This window comes from Rhizobium phaseoli (assembly GCF_001664385.1).
In the GTDB taxonomy this organism is placed as follows: Bacteria; Pseudomonadota; Alphaproteobacteria; order Rhizobiales; family Rhizobiaceae; genus Rhizobium; species Rhizobium phaseoli.
In genome coordinates this window covers 4,203,243-4,228,405 of sequence record NZ_CP013532.1, presented here as the reverse complement: position 1 = coordinate 4,228,405, position 25,163 = coordinate 4,203,243, and the positions used below count along the sequence as shown (strand labels likewise).

General features: G+C 62.3%; 16 protein-coding genes and 1 pseudogene. 10 read left to right on the top strand and 7 right to left on the bottom strand.

Going from position 1 to position 25,163, the window contains the following annotated elements; translation table 11 throughout:
- The first annotated feature begins 4 nt into the window (after window positions 1–4).
- The 4 genes and pseudogenes from fdhF to AMC88_RS32200 form a co-directional block, all read left to right on the top strand.
- Window positions 5–2,884 (top strand): formate dehydrogenase subunit alpha, encoded by a 2,880-nt coding sequence (gene fdhF / locus AMC88_RS20275; protein ID WP_064825703.1) that lies wholly within the window; start codon window positions 5–7, stop codon window positions 2,882–2,884.
- A gap of 64 nt (window positions 2,885–2,948) precedes the next feature.
- The gene (gene fdhD / locus AMC88_RS20270) at window positions 2,949–3,776 is read left to right on the top strand and encodes a formate dehydrogenase accessory sulfurtransferase FdhD (protein ID WP_064825702.1); all 828 of its coding nucleotides are present in this window, start codon (window positions 2,949–2,951) and stop codon (window positions 3,774–3,776) included.
- Complete coding sequence (locus tag AMC88_RS20265) at window positions 3,766–4,011, top strand: formate dehydrogenase subunit delta (protein WP_064825701.1); 246 nt, start codon at window positions 3,766–3,768, stop codon at window positions 4,009–4,011. The genes fdhD and AMC88_RS20265 overlap by 11 nt, the downstream gene beginning before the upstream one ends.
- A 59-nt stretch (window positions 4,012–4,070) precedes the next feature.
- A pseudogene (locus tag AMC88_RS32200) lies at window positions 4,071–4,547 on the top strand (MFS transporter small subunit); the annotation flags it as partial.
- 95 nt (window positions 4,548–4,642) lie between these two features.
- Here AMC88_RS32200 and AMC88_RS20255 read toward each other — a convergent pair.
- The 4 genes from AMC88_RS20255 to rocF all read right to left on the bottom strand — a co-directional run bounded on the left by AMC88_RS20255 (window position 4,643) and on the right by rocF (window position 9,539).
- Window positions 4,643–6,403, bottom strand: a complete 1,761-nt coding sequence (locus AMC88_RS20255; protein WP_064825699.1) for a methyl-accepting chemotaxis protein — start codon at window positions 6,401–6,403, stop codon at window positions 4,643–4,645.
- Between the two features lie 287 nt (window positions 6,404–6,690).
- On the bottom strand, window positions 6,691–7,167 hold the full coding sequence (locus AMC88_RS20250) for a chemotaxis protein CheW (RefSeq protein ID WP_010020519.1): 477 nt from the start codon (window positions 7,165–7,167) through the stop codon (window positions 6,691–6,693).
- Window positions 7,168–7,364: 197 nt separating this feature from the next.
- On the bottom strand, window positions 7,365–8,564 hold the full coding sequence (gene rocD / locus AMC88_RS20245) for an ornithine--oxo-acid transaminase (RefSeq protein ID WP_037118010.1): 1,200 nt from the start codon (window positions 8,562–8,564) through the stop codon (window positions 7,365–7,367).
- 39 nt (window positions 8,565–8,603) lie between these two features.
- Window positions 8,604–9,539: an arginase gene (gene rocF, locus AMC88_RS20240; RefSeq protein WP_064825698.1), complete on the bottom strand. Its 936-nt coding sequence runs from the start codon at window positions 9,537–9,539 to the stop codon at window positions 8,604–8,606.
- 122 nt (window positions 9,540–9,661) lie between these two features.
- On the opposite strand from rocF, the gene AMC88_RS20235 reads away from it, so the two are divergent.
- The gene (locus tag AMC88_RS20235) at window positions 9,662–10,099 is read left to right on the top strand and encodes an Lrp/AsnC family transcriptional regulator (protein WP_010025157.1); all 438 of its coding nucleotides are present in this window, start codon (window positions 9,662–9,664) and stop codon (window positions 10,097–10,099) included.
- A gap of 67 nt (window positions 10,100–10,166) precedes the next feature.
- Here AMC88_RS20235 and AMC88_RS20230 read toward each other — a convergent pair whose 3' ends face one another.
- The 3 genes from AMC88_RS20230 to AMC88_RS20220 all read right to left on the bottom strand — a co-directional run bounded on the left by AMC88_RS20230 (window position 10,167) and on the right by AMC88_RS20220 (window position 19,010).
- A complete protein-coding gene (locus AMC88_RS20230) occupies window positions 10,167–16,589 on the bottom strand; it encodes a translocation/assembly module TamB domain-containing protein (protein WP_064825697.1) in 6,423 nt (2,140 codons plus the stop codon).
- 66 nt (window positions 16,590–16,655) lie between these two features.
- Entirely contained in the window at window positions 16,656–18,584 is a 1,929-nt protein-coding gene (locus tag AMC88_RS20225) for an autotransporter assembly complex protein TamA (protein ID WP_185171500.1), read from the bottom strand.
- A 168-nt stretch (window positions 18,585–18,752) separates the two neighbouring features.
- The gene (locus AMC88_RS20220) at window positions 18,753–19,010 is read right to left on the bottom strand and encodes a YMGG-like glycine zipper-containing protein (RefSeq protein ID WP_004679653.1); all 258 of its coding nucleotides are present in this window, start codon (window positions 19,008–19,010) and stop codon (window positions 18,753–18,755) included.
- A gap of 326 nt (window positions 19,011–19,336) precedes the next feature.
- Here AMC88_RS20220 and hemA point away from each other — a divergent pair, with 326 nt between their 5' ends.
- The 5 genes from hemA to AMC88_RS20195 all read left to right on the top strand — a co-directional run bounded on the left by hemA (window position 19,337) and on the right by AMC88_RS20195 (window position 25,043).
- Window positions 19,337–20,551: a 5-aminolevulinate synthase gene (gene hemA, locus AMC88_RS20215; protein WP_064825867.1), complete on the top strand. Its 1,215-nt coding sequence runs from the start codon at window positions 19,337–19,339 to the stop codon at window positions 20,549–20,551.
- Window positions 20,552–20,822: 271 nt separating this feature from the next.
- On the top strand, window positions 20,823–21,899 hold the full coding sequence (locus AMC88_RS20210; RefSeq protein ID WP_080515666.1) for a LacI family DNA-binding transcriptional regulator: 1,077 nt from the start codon (window positions 20,823–20,825) through the stop codon (window positions 21,897–21,899).
- Window positions 21,900–21,953: 54 nt separating this feature from the next.
- A complete protein-coding gene (locus AMC88_RS20205) occupies window positions 21,954–23,192 on the top strand; it encodes an ABC transporter substrate-binding protein (protein WP_012485439.1) in 1,239 nt (412 codons plus the stop codon).
- A gap of 73 nt (window positions 23,193–23,265) precedes the next feature.
- A complete protein-coding gene (locus tag AMC88_RS20200; protein ID WP_012485438.1) occupies window positions 23,266–24,183 on the top strand; it encodes a carbohydrate ABC transporter permease in 918 nt (305 codons plus the stop codon).
- On the top strand, window positions 24,180–25,043 hold the full coding sequence (locus tag AMC88_RS20195) for a carbohydrate ABC transporter permease (protein ID WP_010021086.1): 864 nt from the start codon (window positions 24,180–24,182) through the stop codon (window positions 25,041–25,043). Before AMC88_RS20200 ends, AMC88_RS20195 begins: the two co-directional genes overlap by 4 nt.
- Window positions 25,044–25,163: the final 120 nt, after the last annotated feature.

The following is a 25,163-nucleotide window of genomic DNA, read 5'->3' as shown; positions in this document are numbered from 1 at the left end:
GACCATGTCTCTCATTCATGAAATCGACTACGGCACTCCCGCCTCGAAATCGGAAACGATGGTGACGCTCACCATCGATGGGCAGCAGATCAGCGTGCCGGAGGGCACCTCGATCATGCGCGCTTCGATGGAGGCCGGCATCGAGGTGCCGAAGCTCTGCGCCACCGACATGATCGATGCCTTCGGCTCCTGCCGGCTCTGTCTCGTCGAGATCGAGGGCCGGGCCGGCACGCCTGCCTCCTGCACAACGCCGGTGGCGGCCAACATGGTGGTGCACACGCAGACGGGCCGGCTGAAGGACATCCGCCGCGGCGTGATGGAACTCTATATTTCCGACCACCCGCTCGACTGTCTGACCTGTGCTGCCAACGGCGATTGCGAATTGCAGGACATGGCAGGCGCCGTCGGTCTGCGCGACGTGCGCTACGGCTATGACGGCGACAACCATGTCCGGGCGCGCAACAATGGCGAGATCAACCTGAAATGGACGCCGAAGGACGAGTCCAATCCCTATTTCACCTTTGACCCCTCCAAGTGCATCGTCTGTTCGCGCTGCGTGCGCGCCTGCGAGGAAGTGCAAGGCACCTTCGCGCTGACGATCGAGGGGCGCGGTTTCGGCTCCAAGGTTTCCGCAGGTGCGCATGAAGCCTTCATCGATTCCGAATGTGTCTCCTGCGGCGCCTGCGTCCAGGCCTGCCCGACGGCGACGCTGACCGAGAAGTCGGTGATTGCGATCGGCCAGCCCGAGCATTCGGCCATCACCACCTGCGCCTATTGCGGCGTCGGCTGTTCCTTCAAGGCGGAAATGCGCGGCGAGGAGCTGGTGCGCATGGTTCCCTGGAAGGACGGCCAGGCCAACCGCGGCCATTCCTGCGTCAAGGGCCGCTTCGCTTACGGCTATTCCAACCATAAGGATCGCATCCTCAACCCGATGATTCGCGAAAAGGTCAGCGATCCCTGGCGGGAGGTGACCTGGGACGAGGCCTTCGCGCATGTGGCGTCGGAGTTCCGCCGCATCCAGTATCAGTATGGCCGCGAGGCGATCGGCGGCATCACCTCGTCGCGCTGCACCAATGAGGAAACCTATCTGGTGCAGAAGCTGGTCCGCGCCGGTTTCGGCAACAACAATGTCGATACCTGCGCCCGTGTCTGCCACTCGCCGACCGGCTACGGCCTCGGCCAGACATTCGGCACCTCGGCCGGCACGCAGAATTTCGACAGCGTCGAACAGTCCGATGTCGTCGTCATCATCGGCGCCAACCCGACCGACGGCCATCCGGTGTTCGCTTCACGGTTGAAGAAGCGGCTGCGCCAGGGCGCCAAGCTGATCGTCATCGATCCGCGCCGCACCGATATCGTCCGGTCGCCGCATATCGAGGCTTCCTACCACCTGCCGCTGAAGCCCGGCACCAATGTCGCCGTCATGACGGCGCTGGCGCATGTGATCGTCACCGAAGGGCTCTATGACGAGACCTTCATCCGCGAGCGCTGCGACTGGTCGGAATTCGAGGACTGGGCGGCCTTCGTCGCCGAACCGGCGCACAGCCCCGAACAGACCGAGATCTTCACCGGCGTGCCGGCGGCGGATCTGCGCGGCGCGGCAAGGCTCTATGCAAAGGGCGGCAACGGCGCGCTCTATTACGGTCTCGGCGTCACCGAACACAGCCAGGGTTCGACCACGGTCATCGCGATCGCCAATCTGGCGATGGCGACCGGCAATATCGGCCGTCCCGGCGTCGGCGTGAATCCGCTGCGTGGCCAGAACAACGTGCAAGGCTCCTGCGACATGGGTTCCTTCCCGCACGAGCTGCCGGGCTACCGGCACATTTCCGACGATGCGACGCGCGATATCTTCGAAAAGCTCTGGGGTGTGAAGCTCAACAACGAGCCGGGCCTGCGTATTCCCAACATGCTGGATGCGGCGGTCGACGGTTCCTTCAAGGGCCTCTACGTCCAGGGCGAGGACATTCTCCAGTCCGATCCCGATACGAAACATGTCGCGGCCGGCCTTGCGGCGATGGAATGCGTCGTCGTTCAGGACCTGTTCCTCAACGAGACCGCCAACTACGCCCATGTCTTTCTGCCGGGCTCGACCTTCCTCGAGAAGGACGGCACCTTCACCAATGCAGAGCGCCGCATCAATCGCGTTCGCAAGGTGATCACGCCGCGCAACGGTTATGGCGACTGGGAGGTGACGCAGAAGCTTGCCCAGACCATGGGGCTCGACTGGAACTACAACCATCCCTCGGAGATCATGGACGAGATCGCGGCGACGACGCCGAGTTTCGCCCTGGTCTCCTACGACTATCTCGACAAGATCGGCTCGGTGCAGTGGCCCTGCAACGAAAAGAACCCGCTCGGCTCGCCGATCATGCATGTCGACGGCTTCGTGCGCGGCAAGGGCAAGTTCATCCGCACCGAATATGTGGCGACCGACGAACGCACCGGTCCGCGTTTTCCGCTGCTGCTCACCACCGGCCGCATCCTCAGCCAGTACAATGTCGGGGCGCAGACGCGGCGGACCGAGAATGTCGTCTGGCACGCGGAAGACCGGCTGGAAATCCACCCGCACGATGCCGAACAGCGCGGCGTCCGCGACGGCGACTGGGTGAAGCTCATGAGCCGCTCCGGCGACACGACGCTCCGGGCGTTGATCACCGATCGTGTTGCGCCGGGCGTCGTCTATACGACCTTCCATCATCCCAATACGCAGGCGAACGTCATCACCACCGATTTCTCCGACTGGGCGACGAACTGCCCGGAATATAAGGTGACGGCAGTCCAGGTCTCGCCTTCCAACGGGCCGAGCGACTGGCAGATGGAATATGACGAACAGGCGCGGCAATCCCGCCGCATCGCCGGCAAACTCGAGGCCGCGGAGTGATGATGAGGTGGTGGACTGGCGTCGACGGTGAGGCGGAGGCGAATGTATTTCGTCCTGTTGTCGCATGGTAGATTTCGCCACCACCGCCCGTGCCTCCGAAACCGCCCGCCGCAACGGCCTCATGCACGGCGGCTTTCGTATCGTGCCGGAGGAAGTGCCGATCGCCTTTTCCTATGGGGGCAGCGCCCATGCGGTGATGATGGCGACACCCGCCGATCTCGAGGACTTTGCCATCGGCTTCAGTCTGACCGAAGGGATCATTGCCGAGCGAGCGGAAATATCGGGCATCGAGGTCGTTGCGGGTGAGCAGGGGATCGATGTGCAGGTCAGCCTTGTCGATGACGTCGCCGATCGGCTGCGGGCGCGGCGCCGCAGCATGGCGGGGCCGGTCGGCTGCGGGCTCTGCGGCATCGAATCGATCGAACAGGCGGTGCGCCCCATGCCCGATGTCTCGGCATCACCACTGGCGCTGTCGCATGCCGATATCGTTCGCGCCGTTTCGCTTCTGAACGAGGCGCAGCCGCTGCATCGCGAGACGCGGGCGGTGCATGGCGCCGCCTTCTATCGTCCCGGCAAGGGATTGCTTGCCGTGCGCGAAGATGTCGGCCGGCACAATGCGCTGGACAAGCTTTGCGGCGCCGTCATCGGCTGCGGCGAAAGTGGCGATGACGGTGCCGTCGTCGTCACCAGCCGGCTTTCCGTCGAGATGGTGCAGAAGGCTGCTATCCTCGGCAGCCCGGTGCTTGTCGCCATTTCAGCGCCGACGGCTCTGGCCATCCGTACGGCCGAAGAGGCTGGCATGACGCTCGTAGCGCTGGTGCGCGGCGAGGACTTCGAGATTTTCACCCACCCGCACCGCATCTCGTCCGGAAGCATCGCCGATGTCGCATGATACCAAGACCAAACTCGTCTATATGGCAAACCAGATCGCCACCTTCTTCAAGAGCCAGCCGGCAAGCGAATCCGCGGAGGGCGTCGCCAATCATATCAATAAATTCTGGGAGCCGCGGATGCGGCGGCAATTGTTCGAAATTCTCGAGAAGCAGGAAAACGGCCTGGATCCGCTCGTGCTTGAGGCCGTTCCCATGATCCGCAAACCGGAAGCGGAAACTCACCAGATCCGGTAATCCAAAGTGGCGTATGCCGGAGGGGAGGCAGCAGCATACTGCCTGCGCCTGCGCCACCGTTCGTTCTCTCCCTCGGCATCATCCTGTCGATGTACGGCGGCGGCTTTGCGACCACCCCCGCCTATCTTGCCGATAGCTTCGGCACCCAATTCGTCGGCGCTCATTCATGGCCGGCTGCTGACGGCTTGGGTAACGGCCGGCATCGTCGGCCCCGGCGTGGTGAACGATATCCGCGAAGCACAGATCGCCGCCGGCGTACCCGGTCCAACCCTCTATACCGGCACCATGTATATCCGCCGGCATTCGGGCTGATCGCCAATGCGCTGGTCAAGCCGCTTCTCTACAAGTGGTTCATGACGACGAGGTCGCGGCGCTGCAGGCGAAATCGGCGGCCATCAATGCTGGGCCGACAGGCTCCTTCGGCATCGGCTCGGGTGGGCTCGACGCCAAGGCGATGCTTGCCTGGGCGTTGTCGGCATTCCGCTGCTCTGGGTGTGTGGGTGACGCTGCGGGCGACCTTCGCGCTGTTCGGATAACCGCTTGGAGCGCGCCAAGGCGATATGCTGCGGCGCGCTTCCTGGTGGTCCTAAGGCGCATTGCCGGACTTGATTTTATCGAAAAGGCTCCAGGATCAGAACGCTTCCCAGCTCTCGGCGCTTGCTGCGGCAGCGCCGTGCGCCCTGGCGACGCGTGAAACGAGATGCCGCGCCGGTGAGCCCGTCGGTCTTGCCTCCTGCCTGACGGAGGGCTGGGGCTGGCCCGGGAGACGAAACTTCGTCAGCAGCACACGCAGCGTCTCGGCCTCCCGCGCAAGGCTGTGGCTGGCGGCCGTGCTTTCCTCGACCATGGCGGCATTCTGCTGGGTTGCCTGATCCAGCGTGTTGACCGCCTGATTGATTTCGCTCAGTCCGGTCGCCTGTTCTCTCGACGCCTCGACGATCGCCTCGACATTACCGTTGATATCGCCGACCTGGGCGACGATCTCCTCGAGCGCCTTGCCGGTCTCGCCGACCAGACCGACACCATTCTTGACGAGCTGGCTCGACGTGTTGATGAGCGACTTGATCTCCTTGGCGGCGTTGGCAGAGCGCTGGGCGAGTTCGCGAACCTCCTGGGCGACGACCGCGAAACCCTTGCCGGCTTCACCGGCACGCGCCGCCTCGACGCCGGCATTCAAGGCCAGAAGATTGGTCTGGAAGGCGATATCGTCGATGACGCCGATGATGTTGTTGATTTCGCGCGAGGACTGCTCGATCTGGTCCATGGCCGCGACGGCATTGCGAACGACGACGCCGGACTGTTCGGCGCCCTGTTTCGTCTTGGCGATGAGGCGTCCCGCCTCCCCGGCGCGGCGGCTCGAATCGGCGACCGTCGTGGTGATTTCCTCCAGGGCGGCTGCGGTTTCCTCGATCGACGCGGCCTGTTGCTCGGTCCGTTTGGAAAACGAGTCCGCCGATGATCCGATCTCGCGCGAGCCCGCGGCGATCGCTGCGGCATTTTCGCCAATCGTCTTGATGGTTTCGGCAAGGCCCGCGACCGCGGCGTTGAAATCGTGGCGCAACTGCTCCATCGAGGGAACGAAAGCCGTATCCACCGTCCTTGTCAGATCGCCTTCGGAGAGCTGATGCAATGCGCCGCCGAGCATGGAAATGGCGCTCATGCGCTGGGTGACATCGGTCGCGAATTTCACGACCTTGTAAACTTGGCCGTCGGCATCGACGATCGGATTATAGGCTGCCTGGATCCAGATTTGCCGGCCGCCCTTGCCGAAACGGACAAATTCGTTGGCGATGAATTCGCCGCGCGCCAGCCGTCTCCAGAAGTCGGCATAATCCCCGGTGCTGGTATAGGCGGGATCGCAGAACATGCTGTGGTGCCTGCCGGTGATTTCGGCCAGCGAATATCCCATGGCGTTGCAGAAATTCTCGTTCGCGGTCAGGATTTCGCCCGTCGGAGTAAATTCAATCACTGCCTGGGAGCGCGAGATCGCCTCGAGCTTGCCAGAATCTTCGACCGCCTTCTTCTTGGCGGCGGTGATGTCGGCCGCGAATTTCACCACTTTGAATGGCTTTCCGCCCTTGAGAACAGGATTATAGGACGCCTGGATCCATATTTCCCTATTGCCCTTGGCAAAGCGCTTATAGGCACCGGCATCATGTTCGCCGCGTCCCAGTCGCGCCCAGAATTCGCGGTATTCCGCAGTGGCCGCATAGGCCGGCTCGCAGAACATGCTGTGATGCTTGCCAAGAATTTCGCTCAGGCTGTAGCCAAGTGCGTTGCAGAAATTCTCGTTGGCCGCCAGGATTTTTCCCTTGAGGTCGAACTCGATGATCGCCTGCGACTTGGAAATGGCGTCAAGAATGTATTTCGAATCGGGGGCTAGACCAAACATTCCTGTCCCTTTGAGATGTGCAGCTTTTGCTGCTTCGGGCTGCTAGAACGAAGCCATTCGGGGTGAGGAATGCCCTTTGCCGGGGAGTAAACCCCCACCGATCGGAAACCATGTCATCCTTGTGCTTCGCATTCCATAGTGATGGAGCGTGGTTAATTTTCGATATATAAAAGCGATCGCTTATATTTCAGAAGTTGAAAATAATGACTGATGTTGCTCAGACGTGGTTGCGTCGAAAAAAAACCGCCCTTGCGGGCGGTTTTCACGATCCGAAGCATTGGGCCGATTTACGCCGCCAGTTCGTCCGTCTCATTTTCCTTGAACATCTTGGAGAGGTTCAGGAAGCAGATCATGCCGTTTTCCGACGCGATGATGCCTTCGCAATAAGCGCGGTCGAAGGAGGCGGTCACTTCAGGCACCGGCTGGACCTGGCCGGACGAAATGGTCAGAATATCCGAGACGCGGTCGACGAGCATGCCAATGACCATGCTGTGAACTTCGGCGACGACGATGGCGCTGCGTTCGTTGGCGACGGTGCTCTTCATGCCGAGCTTGTAAGCAAGGTCGATGATCGGGATCACCGAGCCGCGCAGGTTCATGACGCCGATGACATCGGCCGGCGCGTGCGGGATCGGCGTGGACGGCGCCCAGCCACGGATTTCGCGGATGGTCGTGGTCTTGACGCAGAATTCCTGATCATGCAGGCGGAAGGCAATGATCTCGAGCGTATCGCCGCTGAAGCTAGTGGAATTGATCGTGGCCATTAGAATTCTTCCCAAATGTCATAAGCCAAAGCAGAAGCGAGTGCGCCCCCATTGGCGCTGACGAGCTTTGCCTTCACCCCACGCGATGGCTTTGCGTTGGGCGAAGCATCGTTACGGTTACGACGACATTAGCGAAAGAGTGTTGCCCAAATCTAAATCGGAAACCGGGTTAACCAGGTTTTCAGTCTCGATTTACGTCACCCGATCGTCTTTTCGATCTGCGAGACCGCCCAGTCGACCTGTTCTCTTGAGATGATCAATGGCGGGGCGAGGCGGATCGTATGGTCGTGAGTGTCCTTGGCGAGAAGACCGCGCTCCTTCAGCGCATGGCAATATTGGCGTGCCCCGCCGGCTTCGGGCTCCAGCTCGACGGCCATCATCAGGCCGCGGCCGCGCACATCGCGGACGATGTTCGAGCGCATCGACTTCAGGCCTTCGAGGAAATAGTCGCCCATCGCGGCGGCGTTTTCGATCATGCCCTCTTCCGTCAACACCTTCAGCGCGGTGCGCGCCACGGCGCAGGCGAGTGGGTTGCCGCCGAAGGTCGAGCCGTGCTGGCCGGGTTTCAGCACCCCCAGCACCTCGGAATTCGAAAGTACCGCAGATACTGGATAGAAGCCGCCGGAGAGCGCCTTGCCGATCAGCGTTACGTCGGCCTCGATGCCTTCATGTTCCTCGGCCAACAGCTTGCCGGTGCGGCCGAGGCCGGTCTGGATTTCGTCGAGAATGAGGGTGACGTTGTTTGTCGTGCAGAGCTCGCGGATGCGGGTGAAATAACCGGCCGGCGGAATGATGACGCCTGCTTCCCCCTGGATCGGCTCGATCAGCGCCGCCACCGTATTGACGTTGATGGCGGCGGCGAAAGCCTCGGCATCGCCGAAGGGAATGATGCGGAAACCCGGCGTGTAGGGGCCGAAGCCGGTGCGGGCGTCGGGATCGGTGGAGAAACTGATGATGCTCAGGGTCCGCCCATGGAAATTGTCGGCGCAGACGATGATCTCCGCCTGGCCCTCCGGCACACCCTTGACCTCGTATCCCCATTTGCGCACCGCCTTGATGGCGGTCTCCACGGCTTCAGCGCCGGAATTCATCGGCAGGATCTTGTGCGAGCCGGTGAGAGCGGCGAGCTCTTCGTAGAGATAGGCGAGCTGGTCGTTTCGGAAGGCGCGGGAGGTGAGGGTGAGCCGGCCCGCCTGCTCGATCATGGCGGCGAGGATCTTAGGATGGCAATGGCCCTGGTTGACCGCGGAATAGGCCGAGAGGCAATCAAGATAACGGTTGCCGTCGGTATCCCAGACATAAACACCTTCGCCGCGCGTCAGCACCACGTCGAGCGGCTTGTAATTGTTGGCGCCGAGCCGCTGTTCCGTGGCGATCAATTTTTCCGAAGTGGTCATGGCGCTTTTCCCTCTGAGACTTGTTTACGGCGTGCCTTTCTATGCGGCACGGGTTGGACGATCAAAAATGCGGCGGCCGAAGAGACTTGCCGTCAATTCCACCAATATCCGGGCGCTCTTGCCACGATCGTCGAGAAACGGATTGAGCTCGACGAGATCGAGCGACGAGACGAGACCGCTGTCGGACAGCATTTCCATCACCAGATGGGCCTCGCGGAAGGTCGCACCGCCAGGCACCGTCGTGCCGACGCCGGGGGCAATATCGGGATTGAGGAAATCCAGATCGAGGCTGACATGCAGCAGGCCGTTGGCCTTGGCGACGACATCGAGAATATACCGCATGATGGCGGCGATGCCCTGTTCATCGATTGCGCGCATATCGAAGACGTTGACACCGTGTTCGTGGATTTCTTCGCGCTCGCGCGCATCGACCGAGCGGATGCCGACCTGGAAGACATGTTTCGGATCGACGAAGGGACGGTCCTTCGGCAGGATCTCGGCGAACTCCGCCTCGCCGCAGAAGAAGGCGACGGGCATGCCGTGAATATTGCCGGAGGGGGAGGTGGCCGGAGAATTGAAATCGGCATGGGCATCGAGCCAGAGCACGAAGAGCGGGCGACCCTTGTCGGCGGCGTAACGGGCCATGCCGGAGACGCTGCCCATGGAAAGGCTGTGGTCGCCGCCGAGAATGAGCGGAAAGCGGCCGGAGGCGGCGACATCATAGACGCTGCTTTCGAGAGCGCGAGTGAAGGCGCCGACGGTTCTCAGATTATGGGCCTTGGGATGATTCGGCAGGTCCATCGCCGGTACGATCCTGAGATCGCCGTTATCCGCGACATCGTGGCCGAGATCGATCAGCGTCTGGTCGACGCCGGCGATGCGCAGCGCCGCGGGGCCCATGGCAGCACCTCTGCGGCCGGAGCCCTCCTCCAATGGTGCGCCGATGAGGGTGACAGATCGCGATTGGATATTCATGCGAGGGCTCCGTGTTGAGGCCTGTTTCGGCCGATAGTCGGATAAAGGGCTGCCGGCAAAAAGGTGGAAAAGTGTCAGAAATGGATTATGATTGCGCAGATTGATAAAGCTATTTTGACAAAGTGATCAGCGTGGACGATCTCGACACCGAAATTCTGAGCGCCCTTCGCCACAATGCCCGGATTTCCGTTTCCTCGCTTGCGGCGACGACCGGCGCATCGCGGGCAACGGTGGCCGCCCGCATCGACCGGCTAGTCGCCAGCGGCACCATTGTCGGCTTCACCATTCGCACCAGCCATGAGACGCGCTCCGCCGGCGTACGCGCCATCGTCATGATCGAGGTGCTTGGCAAACTGGCCGACCGGGTGGCCGATCAGCTGCGGGGCCTGCCGCAGGTGCGCGCGCTTCACAGCACCAACGGGAAATGGGATTTCGTCGCCGAGCTCGAGGATCGCGACCTTGCCTCCTTCGACGAGACGCTGCGCCGCATCCGGCTGATTAACGGTATCAACTCAACCGAGACCAATATTCTTCTCAAGACGAGCAAGACCGGCTTCTAGAGTAATCCCGAGAAAAGTGCGACGCGGTTTTCCGTCTTGGATTGCGCAAAGCAAGGGTTAAGCAGGCTCAGTACTCCCGCTCATAAACGATGCCCGCTTCGCCGGCGCCGTTGCCGCCGGCGGCGCCGCGCAGTTTGACGCCGCGGCCGACATCGAGATTGATGATCGCCTTGGCGCCGGCCGCGCCGCCCTGCTGCAGTTCGAAATAGGTGCGGTCGTTGAGGTAGCGGCCGACGCTGACGCTGGTCTGGCCCTTCGCGTCGGTGCTGACGTCGAAGTCGTCGACGCCGAGCTGGTTTCGCAGGCCTTCGAAAAGGGAGGTGGAGCGGTTGCCGGCGAGCTGGCTGACGGCATCGGCGAGCTGGGCGATCTGCACCGGCGACAGCTTCGACATCGACTGGCCGAAGATCAGCTGCGCCAGCACCTCGTCCTGCGGCAGCTGCGGCGAGGAGGAAAAGGTGATCGAAGGATCGGTGGCGAGGCCGGCCACATCGACCGTCAGGGTCGTCGTGCCGGAGGTGGAGGTGGCTTCCATATCGAGCGCCGGCGTCAGATCGCCGGCAAAGGTGATCCTGCTCTTGTCGGAGAAATCCAGACGGCGGTTGAGAATGGTCAGCCGGCCGCGGCGCATGGTGAAGCCGCCGGTGACGACGGGTACCGCCGCCGTGCCGCGGATGGTCACGCGGCCGCCGAGCTCGGCATCGATGCCGCGACCGCGCACGAAAATATGCGAGGGCGCGTCGATGTCGAGATCGAGGGTGATGACCGAGGATTTCTCACCGGTTTTCCGCTCGCCTTCATCCCTGAGCTGCGCGAGCACCGCGCGAGGCGCGTTCTTGTGCCGTATGTCGATTTCGCGGAGCGAGGTCGGCAATTTTTCCGGGACGGTGATCGAGGTCTTGTCCAGCCGCAATTTGCCGCTCAGCGTCGCGCTCATGATCGGCCCGCGCAAGCCTACTGTGCCGTTGACGGTCGAGACAACCAGGGTTCCGTCGACATAGACCGCCTTGTCGAGCTTGATCGAAATGTCGGCGGGAAAGCCGCCGGCCGGTTGAATGCCGATGGTGCCGCTCGCCGAAATCGTGCCGCCGCCGCCGAGATTGCCGCTGAGGCGCGATATCACCGCCTGGGTGCCGTTGAAGGTCACGGTGGCTGCGAGATTGTTGACGGCCAGATTGCGTCTGACGTCGACGAGCTTGGCGCCATTGGTCGAGACCGTACCGTTGATGACGGGTGCTGCCACCGTTCCGCCGATCGCGAGATTAACGGTTGCGATCCCGTCGGCGACCAGGCCCTGCTGCGCAAGCGGGGTGCCGAGCACCGCGAAAGGAACATTGCCGTTGAAGTGCAAGTCGAGAGCTCGATTGCCTGATATCACGACACTGCCGCCGCCCTTGAGCGACATGCCGGCGTCGCCGGCAAGACTGGTGTCGACGGTCAGCTTGCTGCCGGCCAGCTTTCCGGATGCCCCGATGCTGAGCGGCGACAGACCGGCGCCTTTCGTCTGGCTCGTCGCGGCGTTCTTCCAATCGATCTTGAAATCGACAGCGGGCGAGGACAGCGTACCGGCCGCCTTGGCGGTCGCCGAGATCGTGCCGTCGGCGCCGATTCCAGGAACAAAGCCGTTGGCGATGGCAGCCGGAACATTGGCAGCGTTTGCCGTGACGTCAATCGATCGGATCGATGTGCCCGCGATGGAAAGATTGCCGGCGGCTTTCAGCGCCATGCCGCCGCCGCCGCGGAGGTCAGCATCAAAATCGAGCCGGTCGCCGGCATATTTTCCTGTTGCCGCCAGCGCAAGACCAGAGAGGCCGGCAGCCTTGGTATGGCTGGTCGCGGCATCCTTCCAGTCAAGCTTGAAATTGACGACCGGATTGGCCGGCGTTCCCGATGTCACGGCGCTTGCCGAAAGCATGCCTTCGGCCCCGAGACCGGGAACAAAGGCATTGGCGATATTTGCCGGCAGGGCGGGAATATCGGCATTGACCGAAAGGTCGCGGATGGCCGTTCCGGCAATCGTGACGCCGCCGGTCGCCTTGGCCAGCACGCCGTCCTTGCCGGCGAGGTTGGCATCGAAATCGACCCTGTCATTGGCGAATTTGCCGGATGCCGCGGCGCTGAGACCGGAAATACCGCTGCTTCTGGTCTGGGCGGTGGCGGCGTTCTTCCAGTCCAGCCTGAAGTCGACGGCGGGCTTGGGAAGTGCGCCCGAGGCGGATGCCGTTCCCGACACCGTGCCCTCCGCCGCAAGGCCGGGAACGAAGCCGTTGGCAAGGCCGGCGGGCAGATTGGCGAGATCGGCCTTGACGTCAAGGTTGCGGACCGAGGCGCCCGATATCGCGACACTGCCCGCAGCCTTCAGCGACAGGCCGTCCTTGCCGCCGAGATCGGCGTTGAAATCAAGCTTGTTGTCGGCGAGGTGCCCCGATGCCGCAAGCGCGAGGCCAGAAAGATGGGCCGTTCTGGTATGACTAGTCGCGGCATCCGTCCAGTCGAGCTTGAAATCGGCCTTCGGTGCGGCGGGTGTGCCGGCCGCAGATATGGTGCCGGATATCGTGCCGCCGGCCGCCAGTTCGGGAACGAAGGCATTGGCGAGAGCAGCGGGGACCTTGGCGATCTCGGCATCGACCTTCACGCTGTCGATTGCCGTGCCAGCGAGGGCGACATTGCCCATGGCCTTTAATGAGAGACCTTGGTCGCCACCGGCCGCCGCGTTGAAATCCAGTTTGTTCTCGGCAAATTTTCCCGAAGTGGCAATGCCCAAAGCGGCAAGCCCGGCACGCTTGGTGTGGCTCGTTGCAGCGTCTTTCCAGTTGAGGTCAAAATTGGCGGTTGGCGCCGATAGTGAGCCTGCCGCCGAGATCTTTCCCGAGACGAAGCCTTCGGCAGCGAGATCGGCGACGAAGCTGTTTGCAATGCCGGCCGGGATATTTGCCAGCGTCGCATCGACCTTGGCGGCGCCGACCGTCTTGCCGGTGACGGCGACATTGCCATTTGCCTTGAGCGAGAGGCCGCCGGCGCCGCTGACCGCAGCGTCGAAATCGAGATTATTGTCGGCGAATTTGCCGGATGCCGTCACGCCGAGACCGGCAAGGCCGGCGCGTTTCGTGTGGCTCATGGCGGCATTTTGCCAATGCAGATCGAAATCGGCGGTCGGGGCGGCAAGCGATCCGCTCGCCGAGACCGTTCCGGAGACAAGGCCTGCCGCTGCGAGATCGGGGACGAATCCGTTTGCAACAGTCGCGGGGATATTGGCCAGTGTTGCGTCGATCCTGACGCCACCGATCGTCGCCCCCGTCATGCTGACATTGCCGTTCGCCTTAAGGGATAGGCGGTCGGCGCCGTTGACCGCGGCATCGAAATCGAGCGCGTTGTCGGCGAATTTGCCGGAGGCGGTCAGATCAAGGCCGGTGAGGCCGGCGCGCTTGGTGTGGCTCGTCGCCGCACCTTTCCAGGCGAAAGCGAAATTGGCGGTCGGAGCCTTGAGGGAGCCGGCGGCGCTTAGCTTTCCCGAGATCGCGCCTTCGGCGGCGAGATCGGGAACAAACCCATTGGCGACACGCGCGGGCAGGTTGAGGAGATCGGCGTTGATATCGAGCACCGGCGCCGCCGGATCGGCGAGGCCGACATTGCCGGCAGCCTTGAGCGAGAGGCCGTCGGCGCTGCCGATCGTCGTGTCGAAATCGAGCTTCTTGTCGGCAAATTTGCCGCCGGCGGTGATGCCGAAGGGCGCCAGCCCGGCCCCCTTGGTTTGGCCCGTTGTCGCATCCTTCCAGTCAAGTTTGAAGTCGGCGATGGGCACGGCCGGTGTTCCCGTCACGGCGATCGTCCCGGAGATCGTGCCGCCAGCCGAAAGGTTGGGCACGAAACCGTTGGCGAGTGCTGCCGGCAGCTCCTTGATGACGGCATCGAGCTTCAGCGTCTCGCCGGCGGACCCGGTGACACTCACCGAGCCGGTGCCGGTTTTCAGCGTCAGTCCGTTCAGACTGGCGGCGCCACCGGCGATTTTGACCTGCGTCGCTGCGTCAAGCTCGATCGGGATGTTACGAGGGCTTGCCGAGAAACGATCGAGGTTCACGTCGATTGTGCCATCCGCGGTCTGGATATTGCCGGCCGCCAGCACCGAGTTGCCATCATAGGCGGCGTTGAGATCGAAGTCGGTCTGATTCTGCTGCTTGGTGAAAGCCAGCGACAGGCCGGATAACCTGTTTGCGCCGGCATTCACCCCCTCGGCCCGGACCGTGCCGTTGGCCGCAAGCGCGCCGAGATCGCTGACCGTGACGTCGATCTCGGGTTTGACGATGGCGAAGGCGTCCCGGCGAAGCGAAGCGCCGGTCGCCTGCAGCGTCAGGGCAATCCTGTCGCCGTCGCTCGTGATGCCGAGCGATCCCTTGAGATCGCCTTCGGCTTTCTGTCCGCCGAGGGCCGCCAACAGGCCGATATTGGGAAAATCGAAAGTCAATGCGCCCGAGGGCGTCAGGGCGGGGGAAAATTCGAGACTGCCGGTCAGCCGGTTGCCGCCGATGTCGGCGGTCAGTGCCGGAACGATCATCCTGCCGTTCTCCGAGCGGATATCGCCGTTGACGCCGATCGGCTGGCCGTCGATCGTGCCAGTCGCGGCAATCCTGCCCTGCGGCGCCTTGGGATCGGCGACGCCGGTGACATCGACATTGAGGTTGGCGAGCATGCGATCGGCCATTTGCAGGCGGGCAGCCTTGATATTGGCTGACACGGAGAGGGCCGGCAGTTCGCCCCCGACTCTCAACGCGTATGCTGCGCCGCCGCTGGCACCCGCCATGAGCTTGCCGACATCGGGCAACAGGCCCGAGAGATCGGCGTTCAAAGTCGAGCCGTCGAGCGCGACGTTGCCGGCGGCTTCGAGCGTTCCGGATTTGACGACGAGGTTGGTCAGCGCCAATTTCGACGGGACGGTGCCCGCCACCTGGCTTTCGAGCGAGATTGGCCCGTCAAACCTGCTCGTTGCCGCAGCCGGCAAGGCCGCCGGTTCGACGGTCAGCTTGACATTGCCGGTCAGAGCGCGGTCTGTCAGCCGGTAGGAGCCGTTGAGGCTGCCGTTGATATTGGCGCTTTCGACGGTGGTGCCATTGAAACCAATGCTGCCGGCCGCCATCTGCAGCGGCGCGGCGATGGTGACAGGACCTTTGACCGCACGGTTGAGGTTCGGCTCGGCAAAAGTCGCGTCGCCGGCGACTAGGCGCAGCTGGATGCTGCCGGAGCGGGCGGCAAGATTGAAGGCGTCGCTCTTTGCCGTCAGCTTGACGCTGCCGATATTGGCCTGCGGTAGGGTCGCGCTGTCGAGCGAACCGCTGACGCTCAGTCGCGCCGCCTGCGCGTCGCCGGTCAGCGCCAGATTGAGGCCGGATATCTGGAAGCGAGCTTCGCCTTCGGCGAGAGGCCAGCGGAAATCGACAGGCCCGGAGGGGCCGAGCAGGTTGGCATTGAGGCTGTTGTTGCCGGCCGGATCAAGTGTGCCCGATGCGGCAATGACGACGCTGCCAGTGGCGACATTGCCCGTCTGGATATCGATCTTGCCATGATCGTTGAAGGTTGCAGCAAGATCGATATTGGTCTGGCCGGCGAAAAGCGGCCGGAATGCTGACGGCAGCAGCGAGCTCAGGTCACCGCCGCCCTTGAGGTCGAGATGGTGCAGCCCGTCGGCGGTGATCGCATGCCGGCCTTCGATTGCGGCCCGCTGTTGTCCGTCGAGCGCCGCCTGCAATTTGCCTTTCCAGTCGGATGTCGGTCCTTGGCCGTCGAGGTCGATATTGACGGCAGGACTATCCGGCAGGCCGAGGAAGCCTGCCAGCAGCCCGCCCTTCGGCTCGGCAAGCTGTGCCTTCAGTCGCAGCCGGTTTTCGGCCGGCGCATAAGAGATATCGGCGGTAAGCCGCGCATCCGGGACCGCGTGGCGGCTGACATTGACGGTCGCTTCCCCGCCGCCGCCATCTGCCGAGAGGCTGCCTTCGGCGGCGAGCGCAAAGGCGCGCCCGGCGAAGGGTTCGGCAAGCTTGATATTGGGCAGCGCAACCTGGTCGACGTCGATCTTGATCGGCAGAGAGAAGCCGCCGGAATTTTCGGCGCCGGGCCGGGAGGGCAGAGTGCGCACCGGCTTGCGCAGCACGTCGATTGCTTCGATCTCGAAGCGCTTGGCGTGGAAGGTTCCGGTCAGCAGCGCCAGCGGATTCCAGTCGATGGCCACGCCGTGGATCTCAGCAAAAACGCCCCGCGTGTCGGAGAGGGAGATTTCGGCGGCGCGAAGCCCGCCGGTCAACAGCCCTTCCGGTTCGCGCACCTCGATCGTCATGTCGCGATTGGAAAGCGTGGCGGCAATCTTTTCGGTGACGATGCGGGCGCCAAAGGAGGTGAAGCCGAAGATCGCAAGCGCTGCGACAGCGAGAATCAAGCTGGCGCCCACGACATAGCCGGTGAGCCGTATGATCCAGTTGACGATTTTTGCCAGCGTTTGCATCGGCGCGGACACTACCCCCGTTTTCATGACGGCTCGCGGACCGGACATAACAGCGGAATCGCAGTCCTAGAAGGACTGACCGATGCCGGCGTAAATCCCATAATCTGTGCCATCTTCGTACTTGTTCAGTGGCACGGCAAAATCAAGCCGCAGCGGGCCGAAAGGTGTGGCATATCGTATCCCGGCGCCGGCGCCGGCGCGGATATCGGAAAAACCAGGGAAGGTGCTGTCCGATACCGTGCCGACATCGACGAAGGGAACGAAGCCGATCGTATCGGTGATTTTGATGCGGGCTTCCAGCGATGCCGTGACATAGGAGCGGCCGCCGGTGGGGTCGCCATTGTCGTTGTAAGGCGAGATTTCCTGAAAGCTGTATCCGCGCACCGAACCGCCGCCACCGGCAAAGAAGCGTTGCGTGGCGGGAATGTCCTCGATCCCGCCGCCGCCGATCAGCACGCCGGCGGCGAGCTTGCCGGCCATAACCAGGCGGTCCTCGGCGCCGAACGGCAGATAGCCGGAGATCGAGCCCTCGAATGCCGCATAGGGCGTGGCGTTGAAGATCTCGTAACCGGGCTTTGCCGAAACTGTCGCGCGATAGCCTTCCGTCGGGTTGAACTTGTCGTCGCGGGCGTCGCGATCATATTGGATCGGCAAGGTGAAGGTCAGATAGTCATTCGTGCCGAAGGCGTCGTCGTCGCGTTCCCAGCTGACTTCGCCGCTGGCCGAGATCGTGTCCTTGTCGGTCAATTCATAGGAAAGGCCGAGCGAGGCGGTGACGAGCGTCGCGTTGTAAGCGTCCGGATTCTGGGTCTTGGCGACGATGCCGGCCTTCAGGGTGGCGGCCGGGAAGAAGGCGCCGGGCTTGGTGAAGAGGATGCCGGCAGAATAGTCGAGGTCGCCGACATCGGTGGTCTCGCCGAGCCGCGAGACCGATCCCTCGATCCTCAGCGTCTCGGCTTCGCCGAACAGGTTGCGGTGGCCCCAATAGCCCTGGATGCCGAGGCCGTCGGTGGTGGAATATTGCGCGCCGACGCCGAAATAGCGCCGCTTGCCTTCGGAAACCTCGATCGTCATCGGCAAGGTGCCGTCGGGCGCCAGGGCATCGCCTTCGTGAATGGTGACGCTTGAAAAAACCCCGAGGGCGCGCAGGCGTTCGCCGGCTTTCTTCAGCGCTTCCGGGGAATAGGCCTCGCCTTTGTTCAGTCGGGAGTAACGCTGGATGAAATCCGGCTTGACGGTTTTCTCACCGGTGACGCCGACATCGCCGATCGGGGCAACAGGCCCGCCCTCGGCGGAAAGCACAATGTCGACCGTATCGCTTTTATGATCGGCGACGACCTTGCGTTCGGTCAATTTGGCGAAGGGGCGGCCGTCGCTTTTCAACTGCTCGACGATCTTGTCGCCGGCCTTGATGATGGCGAGCGAACCGGCCTCAGCCCCCGAGGCGAGGTCGTAATCGGCGGGATTGCGGTCTGCAGCGTCGCCGCCGAATTGCACTTCCCTTACCCTGAAGACGGGGCCCGGGGTTATATCGACGGTGACGGGAATCGGCCCGGAGCGGTCGAAGGTCGGATTGGGCGGCAGATCGTCGATGTTCTGGCCGTCGATGGTGATCGTCACCACGCCGCCGTAGCGGGCCTTTTCATACAAGGCGGCAATCAGTCGCTCACGGTCGTCACGTGCCTTGACGACGACGCCGAGGTCGCCGGAAACGGGCTGCTTCTGGTCGCTGACGAGGCGGGAGCTGTTCTCCAGCGCTTCCCTGAGATCCGGATCGGCGGTGTCGGCCTTCAGTTCGACCTGATAGCGCACCGGATCGGGCACCTGTTCGCCTTCGTCTTCCTCCTTGCCGAAGATGGTGATGCCGAAAAGCTTGAAGGCGTAAGCGTCGCCGATCAGGACCGGTGAGAAAGCAGCTGCCGCTGCGACCACCATCATGGTGCCTGTTCGCCGATACGCAGTACCTGTTTTCGGGCCTGTCCCTCTGATTCGCATCCGCTGCTTTTGGTTAGGTCTTCAATGAAGCTTCGTTGCCCAGCCGTGAACAGCTTAGCGGCAAAATCGCGCGGGGTGTACCATTTTAAATTGCCAACGCGCTAATTTAGCACAAAAAATCCCGGACTGTGTCCGGGATTTCCTGATTTGGCCGGTGGGCAAGCACCCTCAGCGCGGGCAGGCGTCGATGTAGCGGCGGCCGTAGCGGTCGCGATAGTAGCACTGGCCGGGCTGTTCGGCGACGCTGCCGATGAGGGCGCCGGACACGCCGCCGATAGCGGCGCCGACCGCCGCGCCACGAACGTTGCCGGTGACCGCACCGCCAATGACGGCACCGGATGCAGCGCCGATGCCGGCACCCTGCTGGGTCGGCGTGCAGCTTGCGATCGACAGGCCGATCAATGCGAGTATGACAGCTTTCTTCATCACTTTTCTCCTGGGTTGTCGCCCAATGGGCATAGGCCGTCCCTAGTCTTTTTTTGCCACGCTAGTCCGAAAACTATGTCGGAAGAAAGGGTTGTCCACTCTAGTCCCGATTTTTTTGCAATATGGACGTTGTCGCCGGCGGCGGTTTTCGCGAATTCCATGGTGTCTGTGCGGCATCAATTCATTGCTTCGCGCTTGCGTATTTTTTTATCTGGAATCATTCAAAAAACTGGGCCTTTTGCCGCAGTTGATGGTAAAGCAAAGGGTAAGCATTGACGCGCGGACGTCCGGTCGGCAAGAACGGCCGCGTGATACTGGAGCATATGATGGATTTCGAAGCGTTTTTCAAAAACGAGCTGGACGGGCTTCATGCCGAGGGGCGTTACCGCGTTTTTGCCGATCTCGAGCGTCAGCGCGGCCACTTCCCGCGCGCCACGCGCCATACGGCCCATGGCGAAAAGGACGTCACGGTCTGGTGCTCCAACGACTATCTCGGCATGGGCCAGAACCCCAAGGTGATCGCGGCGATGAAGGCCGCCATCGACCACTGTGGCGCGGGTGCGGGAGGCACCCGGAATATTTCTGGCACCAACCACTACCACGTCCTGCTCGAGCGTGAGCTCGCCGACCTGCACGGCAAGGAAGCGGCACTGATCTTCACCTCCGGCTATGTCTCCAACTGGGCAGCCCTCGGCACGCTCGGCGCCAAGATCCCCGGCCTGATCATCTTCTCCGACGCGCTCAACCATGCCTCGATGATCGAGGGCATCCGCTATGCCAAGTGCGACAAGGTGATCTGGAAACACAATGACGTCGCCGATCTCGAAGCCAAGCTGAAAGCCGCTGATCCGAAGGCGCCGAAGCTGATCGCCTTCGAGAGCGTCTATTCGATGGACGGCGATATCGCCCCGATCAAGGAGATTTGCGACCTCGCCGACCAATACGGGGCGATGACCTATCTCGACGAAGTGCATGGCGTCGGCATGTACGGCCCGCGCGGCGGCGGCATTGCCGAGCGCGAAGGGCTGATGGACCGGCTGACGGTCATCGAGGGCACACTCGGCAAGGCCTTTGGGGTGATGGGCGGCTATATCGCCGCGTCGGCAGCGCTGTGCGATTTCATCCGCTCGTTTGCCTCCGGCTTCATCTTCACCACGGCGCTGCCGCCGGCGCTGGCCGCCGGTGCGGTCGCCTCGATCCAGCACCTGAAGGTCAGCCAGTTCGAGCGCGCCCGCCATCAGGACCGGGTGCGCAAGCTCCGGGCCATGCTCGACCAGCGCGGCATTCCGCATATGCACAATCCCAGCCATATCGTGCCGGTGATGGTCGGCGATGCCGCCAAGTGCAAGTGGATCTCCGACCTGCTGCTCGACAATTGCGGCGTCTACGTCCAGCCGATCAACTATCCCACCGTGCCGAAGAAGACCGAGCGGCTGCGCATCACCCCGACGCCGCTGCATTCCGACGCCGATATCGCCCATCTCGTCGACGCGCTGCATTCGCTCTGGTCGCGCTGCGCGCTGGCCCGGCATGTCGCCTGATTTTTCGATGATTGCTTCGGTTCAAACTGCCAATCAGGATCTCCGCCGGAGGTTCTGATTGCGCGGTTTTGCGCGCGCACGTTCCCCTCACAATTCCGCTATCGTCCGACAAAAGCATCCGGCACCGTCGCTTTGAGAGGCCGCGCCGATCTGGGCGATCGATCCACGTGGCACCCGGTTCGGGCGCATCGATCTTTCTCTGTGCCTTCCCTCGCAGTAACCCGTCTCTCCTTCGTTGCCTCGCGAATTGTATGAGAAAACCTTTTCTCACTTGACAGCGGAGGTGGTAAAAGCTTTTCTCAGGCCACTTCAGAAGGAGGAAGCTCTGAATCTAACGGGAGGAAAAAGAGGCAGGATCACCATCCATGAGGTGGCGTCGGCGGCCGGGGTGAGCATTTCGACCGCCTCGAAGGCGCTCAACGACACCGGCCGGATGGGAGCGGAAACGCGCGAGCGGATCAAGCGGATCGCCGGCGAAATCGGATATCGGCCGAATGCGCTGGCGCGAGGTCTGCTCAGCAAGCGCAGCTTCACCGTCGGGCTGCTGACGAACGACACGTATGGCCGTTTTACGCTGCCCGTCATGGCGGGTATTTCGGACGCGCTGGTCGATCATGGAGTTTCGGTATTTCTATGCGCCATCGAGGACGATCCGGCACTCGCCCAGACCCATGTCGACGCGATGCTGGACAAGCAGGTCGACGGCATCATCGCGACCGGCAAGCGGCTGGACCGGCGCCTGCCCGTCGATCTGTCGAATTTGCATGTGCCTGTCGTCTACGCCTTCACGGAGGGAACGCAGGACAGCGTTACCTTTCGTTCGGATGATGAACAGGGTGCGAGACTGGCGGTCGAATGGCTTCTCAGGGCCGGGCGGCGGCGGATCGCGCATATCACCGGACCGGAAGAGTTTTTTTCGGTGCGGGAGCGTGCCGGCGCCTATCACCAGGTGGCGGGCCATCGCGAGCCGGTGCTTTACGGGGTCTGGTCGGAAAGCTGGGGCCATGAGGCGATCGGGCAGCTTTGGAAGAGGTCCGGGGAAAAACCGGATGCGCTTTTCTGCGGCAACGACCAGATCGCTCGCGGTGCGGTCGATGCGTTGCGCGAGCGCGGCATCAAGGTGCCGCAGGACGTCTCGGTCATCGGCTTCGACAATTGGGAGATTGTCGCGGCCCAGACGCGGCCGCCGCTGACGACGGTGGACATGGAGCTGAAGGAGCTCGGGCGGCAGGCCGGATTGACGGTGCTGGCACTTGCGGAAGGACGGCTCGTCGAGCCGGGTGTCAGGAAATTGCCGTGCCGGCTCGTCGTCCGGCAATCATGCGGGGGCAATGCCCCCAAGGAATGAGAACCAGGAAATGAGCAAAGGCGCAGGGAGATGCGCCATATCGGGAGGAGTGTCATGATCAAGCGTCTATTGGCGGCGACCAGCATCGCTACCTTGTGCCTGTTTTCGGCCGCGTCGGCCGCCGAGAATGTCGAAATGTGGGTTCGCACGGGGATCGGCGACTCCTTCAAAAAGGTGGTCGAGGCCTATAATGCCGGCCACGACACCAAGGTCGTGGTTACCGAGGTGCCGTTCTCCGAGCTCGTGCAGAAATATGCGACGGCAATTGCCGGCGGGCAGGCGCCGGACGCCCTGTCGATGGACTTGATCTACAACCCCGCCTTTGCCGCGGCCGGCCAGCTGGAGGACCTGACGGACTGGGCGAAGTCACTGCCCTATTTCAACTCGCTTTCGCCGTCGCATGTGCGCCTCGGCACTTATCAGGACCGGGTCTACGGTCTGCCGCTTTCGGTCGAAACCTCGGTCTTCGCCTGGAACAAGGATCTCTACAAGAAAGCCGGTCTCGATCCCGAGAAGGCGCCGGCGAGCTGGGACGAAATTACCGCCAATGCGGAGAAGATCCGCGCATTGGGTGACGACACCTACGGTTTCTATTTCTCGGGCGGCGGCTGCGGCGGCTGCATGATCTTCACCTTCACGCCGCTCACCTGGGGTGCCGGCGCCGATATCCTGTCGGCCGACAGCAAGAAAGCGACGCTCGATACGCCTCAAATGCGCAAGGCCGTCGATATCTACCGCAACATGGTCAAGAAGGACCTGGTGCCGGCGGGTGCGGCCAGCGACAACGGCGCCAACTTCCTGACGTTTACCAACGGCAAGATCGGCCAGCAGAGCCTCGGCGCCTTTGCGATCGGCACGCTGGTGACCCAGCATCCCGACATCAACTTCGGCGTCACCCTCATTCCCGGCGTCGACGGCAAGCCGTCGTCCTTTGCCGGCGGCGACAATTTCGTCATCACCAAGGGCACCAAGAAGATCGACGCGGTGAAGAGCTTCCTCGAATATATCTATTCGATGGACGGCCAGAAGATCATGGCGAAATATGGCAGCTTGCCGACCCGTGGCGATATCGCCGACAAGGTGCTGGAAGGGCTCGATCCGCGCATGCAGGTCGGTCTCAAGGCGATCAGCGTGGCCAAGACGCCCTATACGCTGCAGTTCAACGACCTGATCAACAGCGCCAACGGCCCGTGGGCAACGTTTACCAACGCCGCGATCTTTGGCGACGATGTCGACGGTGTGTTCTCCAGCGCCCAGTCGGAAATGCAATCGATCATCGATAGCGGCCAATAACTCTCCCAAGGCCGCGGCCGGGGAGCGGTGGCAGCTTCCCGGCCAATTTCAATTGACAGATGCGGAGCGTTTGATGCCCGGTTCCGGTTCAGAGACCCTATTGCCTCGGCGCAGGCGACGGCGCCAATCGAACTGGCGCGGCCTTGCCTATATCGCGCCGGCCATGGCGCTGGTCATCGTCTTCTTCGTCATGCCGGTTCTGTTCACGGGATGGATGAGTCTTCACAACTGGCCGCTGATGGGGGCGTCGCGCTGGATCGGCTTCAACAATTATTATCGCATGGTCAACGACACCCGTTTCATGACGGCGCTGAGTTTCACGGCCTATTATACCGTGATCGTCACCATCGCGATTTTCGCCGTCGCCTTTCCGCTGGCCATTTTCGTCGAGAAGGAACGGCAGTTCGTCAGCACCTATCGCACCATCATCTTCCTGCCCGTCGTGGTCGGGCTGGCGACCGCCTCGCTGCTCTGGGTCTGGCTTGCCAATGTCGACAGCGGCTTCATCGGCCCGGCCCTGAAAGCGCTCGGTCTTGTGGAAAAGAGCCCCAATCTGCTTGCGACCTTCGACACCGCCTTCCTGACCGTGGTGGTGATGGTCGTCTGGAAGATCGCCGGCTTCACCATGATCATTCTTTTGACCGGGCTGCAGGCCATTCCATCCGAGCTGACGGAGGCGGCGCGCATCGACGGCGCCGGCCGCTGGCAGCGTTTCCGGCATCTGACGCTGCCGCTGATGCGCAAGACGATCGCGCTGGCGCTGATCGTCTCGGTCACCGGCTCGATCCTCGCCTTCGACCAGTTCTACATCATGACGGCGGGCGGACCGCAGAACAAGATGATCTCGGTGGTCTATTACATCTTCAACCAGTCCTTCGTGTCGTTCAATCTCGGTTATGGCGCCGCGCTGTCGATCGTGCTTCTCGCCATCCTGATGGCCATCAGCATCGTGCAGCTCTGGCTGCTGCGCGTCGGGGAGGAACGCCCATGAGCACCTCAAGGCAACGCCGCGCCCGCAAGGCGCTCCGTGTGAAGTCGGCCTATCATCTCACCGGCATCGCCATCTCGATCTTCTTTCTCGCGCCCTTCGCGATCACGCTGCTCGCCTCCTTCCGGCCGGGTGCGGAGGCCAGCCTGCCGCCTCTGCCGCCATGGCCGAGCTCTGGCGTCAGCTTCGATGCCTATGCGCTGCTCGATACGTTCGGCGCCGGCATCTGGCGGCACATGATCAATTCGCTGTTCGTTTCGGTCGCCACCGTGGTGCTGACCGTTACCGTCAGCCTGCTCGCCGGCTACGGCTTCTCGCGCTACCGCTTTCCAATGAAGAATGCGCTCTTCGTGCTGATCATCGCCACGCTGATGATCCCGTTCCAGTCGATCCTGACGCCGCTCTTCATCATCCTGGCAAAACTCGGCCTCAACAATTCGCTCATCGGGCTGACGCTCGTCTATGTGACGCTGCAACTGCCCTTCTCGGTCTTCATGATGCGCAACGCATTCGATGCGGTGCCGAAGGAGATCGAGGAAGCCGCGCGCATCGACGGCGCGCGCGACCTCAAGCTGCTCGCGCGCGTTCTGCTGCCGCTGGTGCTTCCCGGCGTGGCGACGGTGGCGATCTTTGCCTTCCTCAATGCCTGGAACGAGTTTCTGGCTGCCCTCGTGCTGCTCTCCAGCAACGAGAAATACACTTTGCCGGTGCTGATGACGGCGGTTCGCGCCGGACGGCTCGGCGCCATCAACTGGGGAGCGGTGCAGGCCGGTGTCGTCGTCATGACGATCCCCTGCCTGATCGTCTTCCTGCTCCTGCAACGCTACTACATGCGCGGGCTGATGGCCGGCGCGGTGAAATGATCCCAAGAACAGGATGATTTTAGGCCGTCGGCCTAAAATCTGAATCCTATTCTAAATTAAAGAGTTAGAGCATGATGTCGTTGGAAAACCGCTCACACTTTTCGGCATCATGCTCAAGGT

Bases quoted from the DNA above. Each gene is read 5' to 3' on its own strand.
- fdhF (WP_064825703.1), top strand. From the start codon at position 5: ATGTCTCTCATTCATGAAATCGACTACGGCACTCCCGCCTCGAAATCG.
- fdhD (WP_064825702.1), top strand. From the start codon at position 2,949: ATGGTAGATTTCGCCACCACCGCCCGTGCCTCCGAAACCGCCCGCCGC.
- AMC88_RS20265 (WP_064825701.1), top strand. From the start codon at position 3,766: ATGTCGCATGATACCAAGACCAAACTCGTCTATATGGCAAACCAGATC.
- AMC88_RS20255 (WP_064825699.1), bottom strand. From the start codon at position 6,403: ATGTTTGGTCTAGCCCCCGATTCGAAATACATTCTTGACGCCATTTCC.
- AMC88_RS20250 (WP_010020519.1), bottom strand. From the start codon at position 7,167: ATGGCCACGATCAATTCCACTAGCTTCAGCGGCGATACGCTCGAGATC.
- rocD (WP_037118010.1), bottom strand. From the start codon at position 8,564: ATGACCACTTCGGAAAAATTGATCGCCACGGAACAGCGGCTCGGCGCC.
- rocF (WP_064825698.1), bottom strand. From the start codon at position 9,539: ATGAATATCCAATCGCGATCTGTCACCCTCATCGGCGCACCATTGGAG.
- AMC88_RS20230 (WP_064825697.1), bottom strand. From the start codon at position 16,589: ATGCAAACGCTGGCAAAAATCGTCAACTGGATCATACGGCTCACCGGC.
- AMC88_RS20225 (WP_185171500.1), bottom strand. From the start codon at position 18,584: ATGCGAATCAGAGGGACAGGCCCGAAAACAGGTACTGCGTATCGGCGA.
- AMC88_RS20220 (WP_004679653.1), bottom strand. From the start codon at position 19,010: ATGAAGAAAGCTGTCATACTCGCATTGATCGGCCTGTCGATCGCAAGC.
- hemA (WP_064825867.1), top strand. From the start codon at position 19,337: ATGGATTTCGAAGCGTTTTTCAAAAACGAGCTGGACGGGCTTCATGCC.
- AMC88_RS20205 (WP_012485439.1), top strand. From the start codon at position 21,954: ATGATCAAGCGTCTATTGGCGGCGACCAGCATCGCTACCTTGTGCCTG.
- AMC88_RS20200 (WP_012485438.1), top strand. From the start codon at position 23,266: ATGCCCGGTTCCGGTTCAGAGACCCTATTGCCTCGGCGCAGGCGACGG.
- AMC88_RS20195 (WP_010021086.1), top strand. From the start codon at position 24,180: ATGAGCACCTCAAGGCAACGCCGCGCCCGCAAGGCGCTCCGTGTGAAG.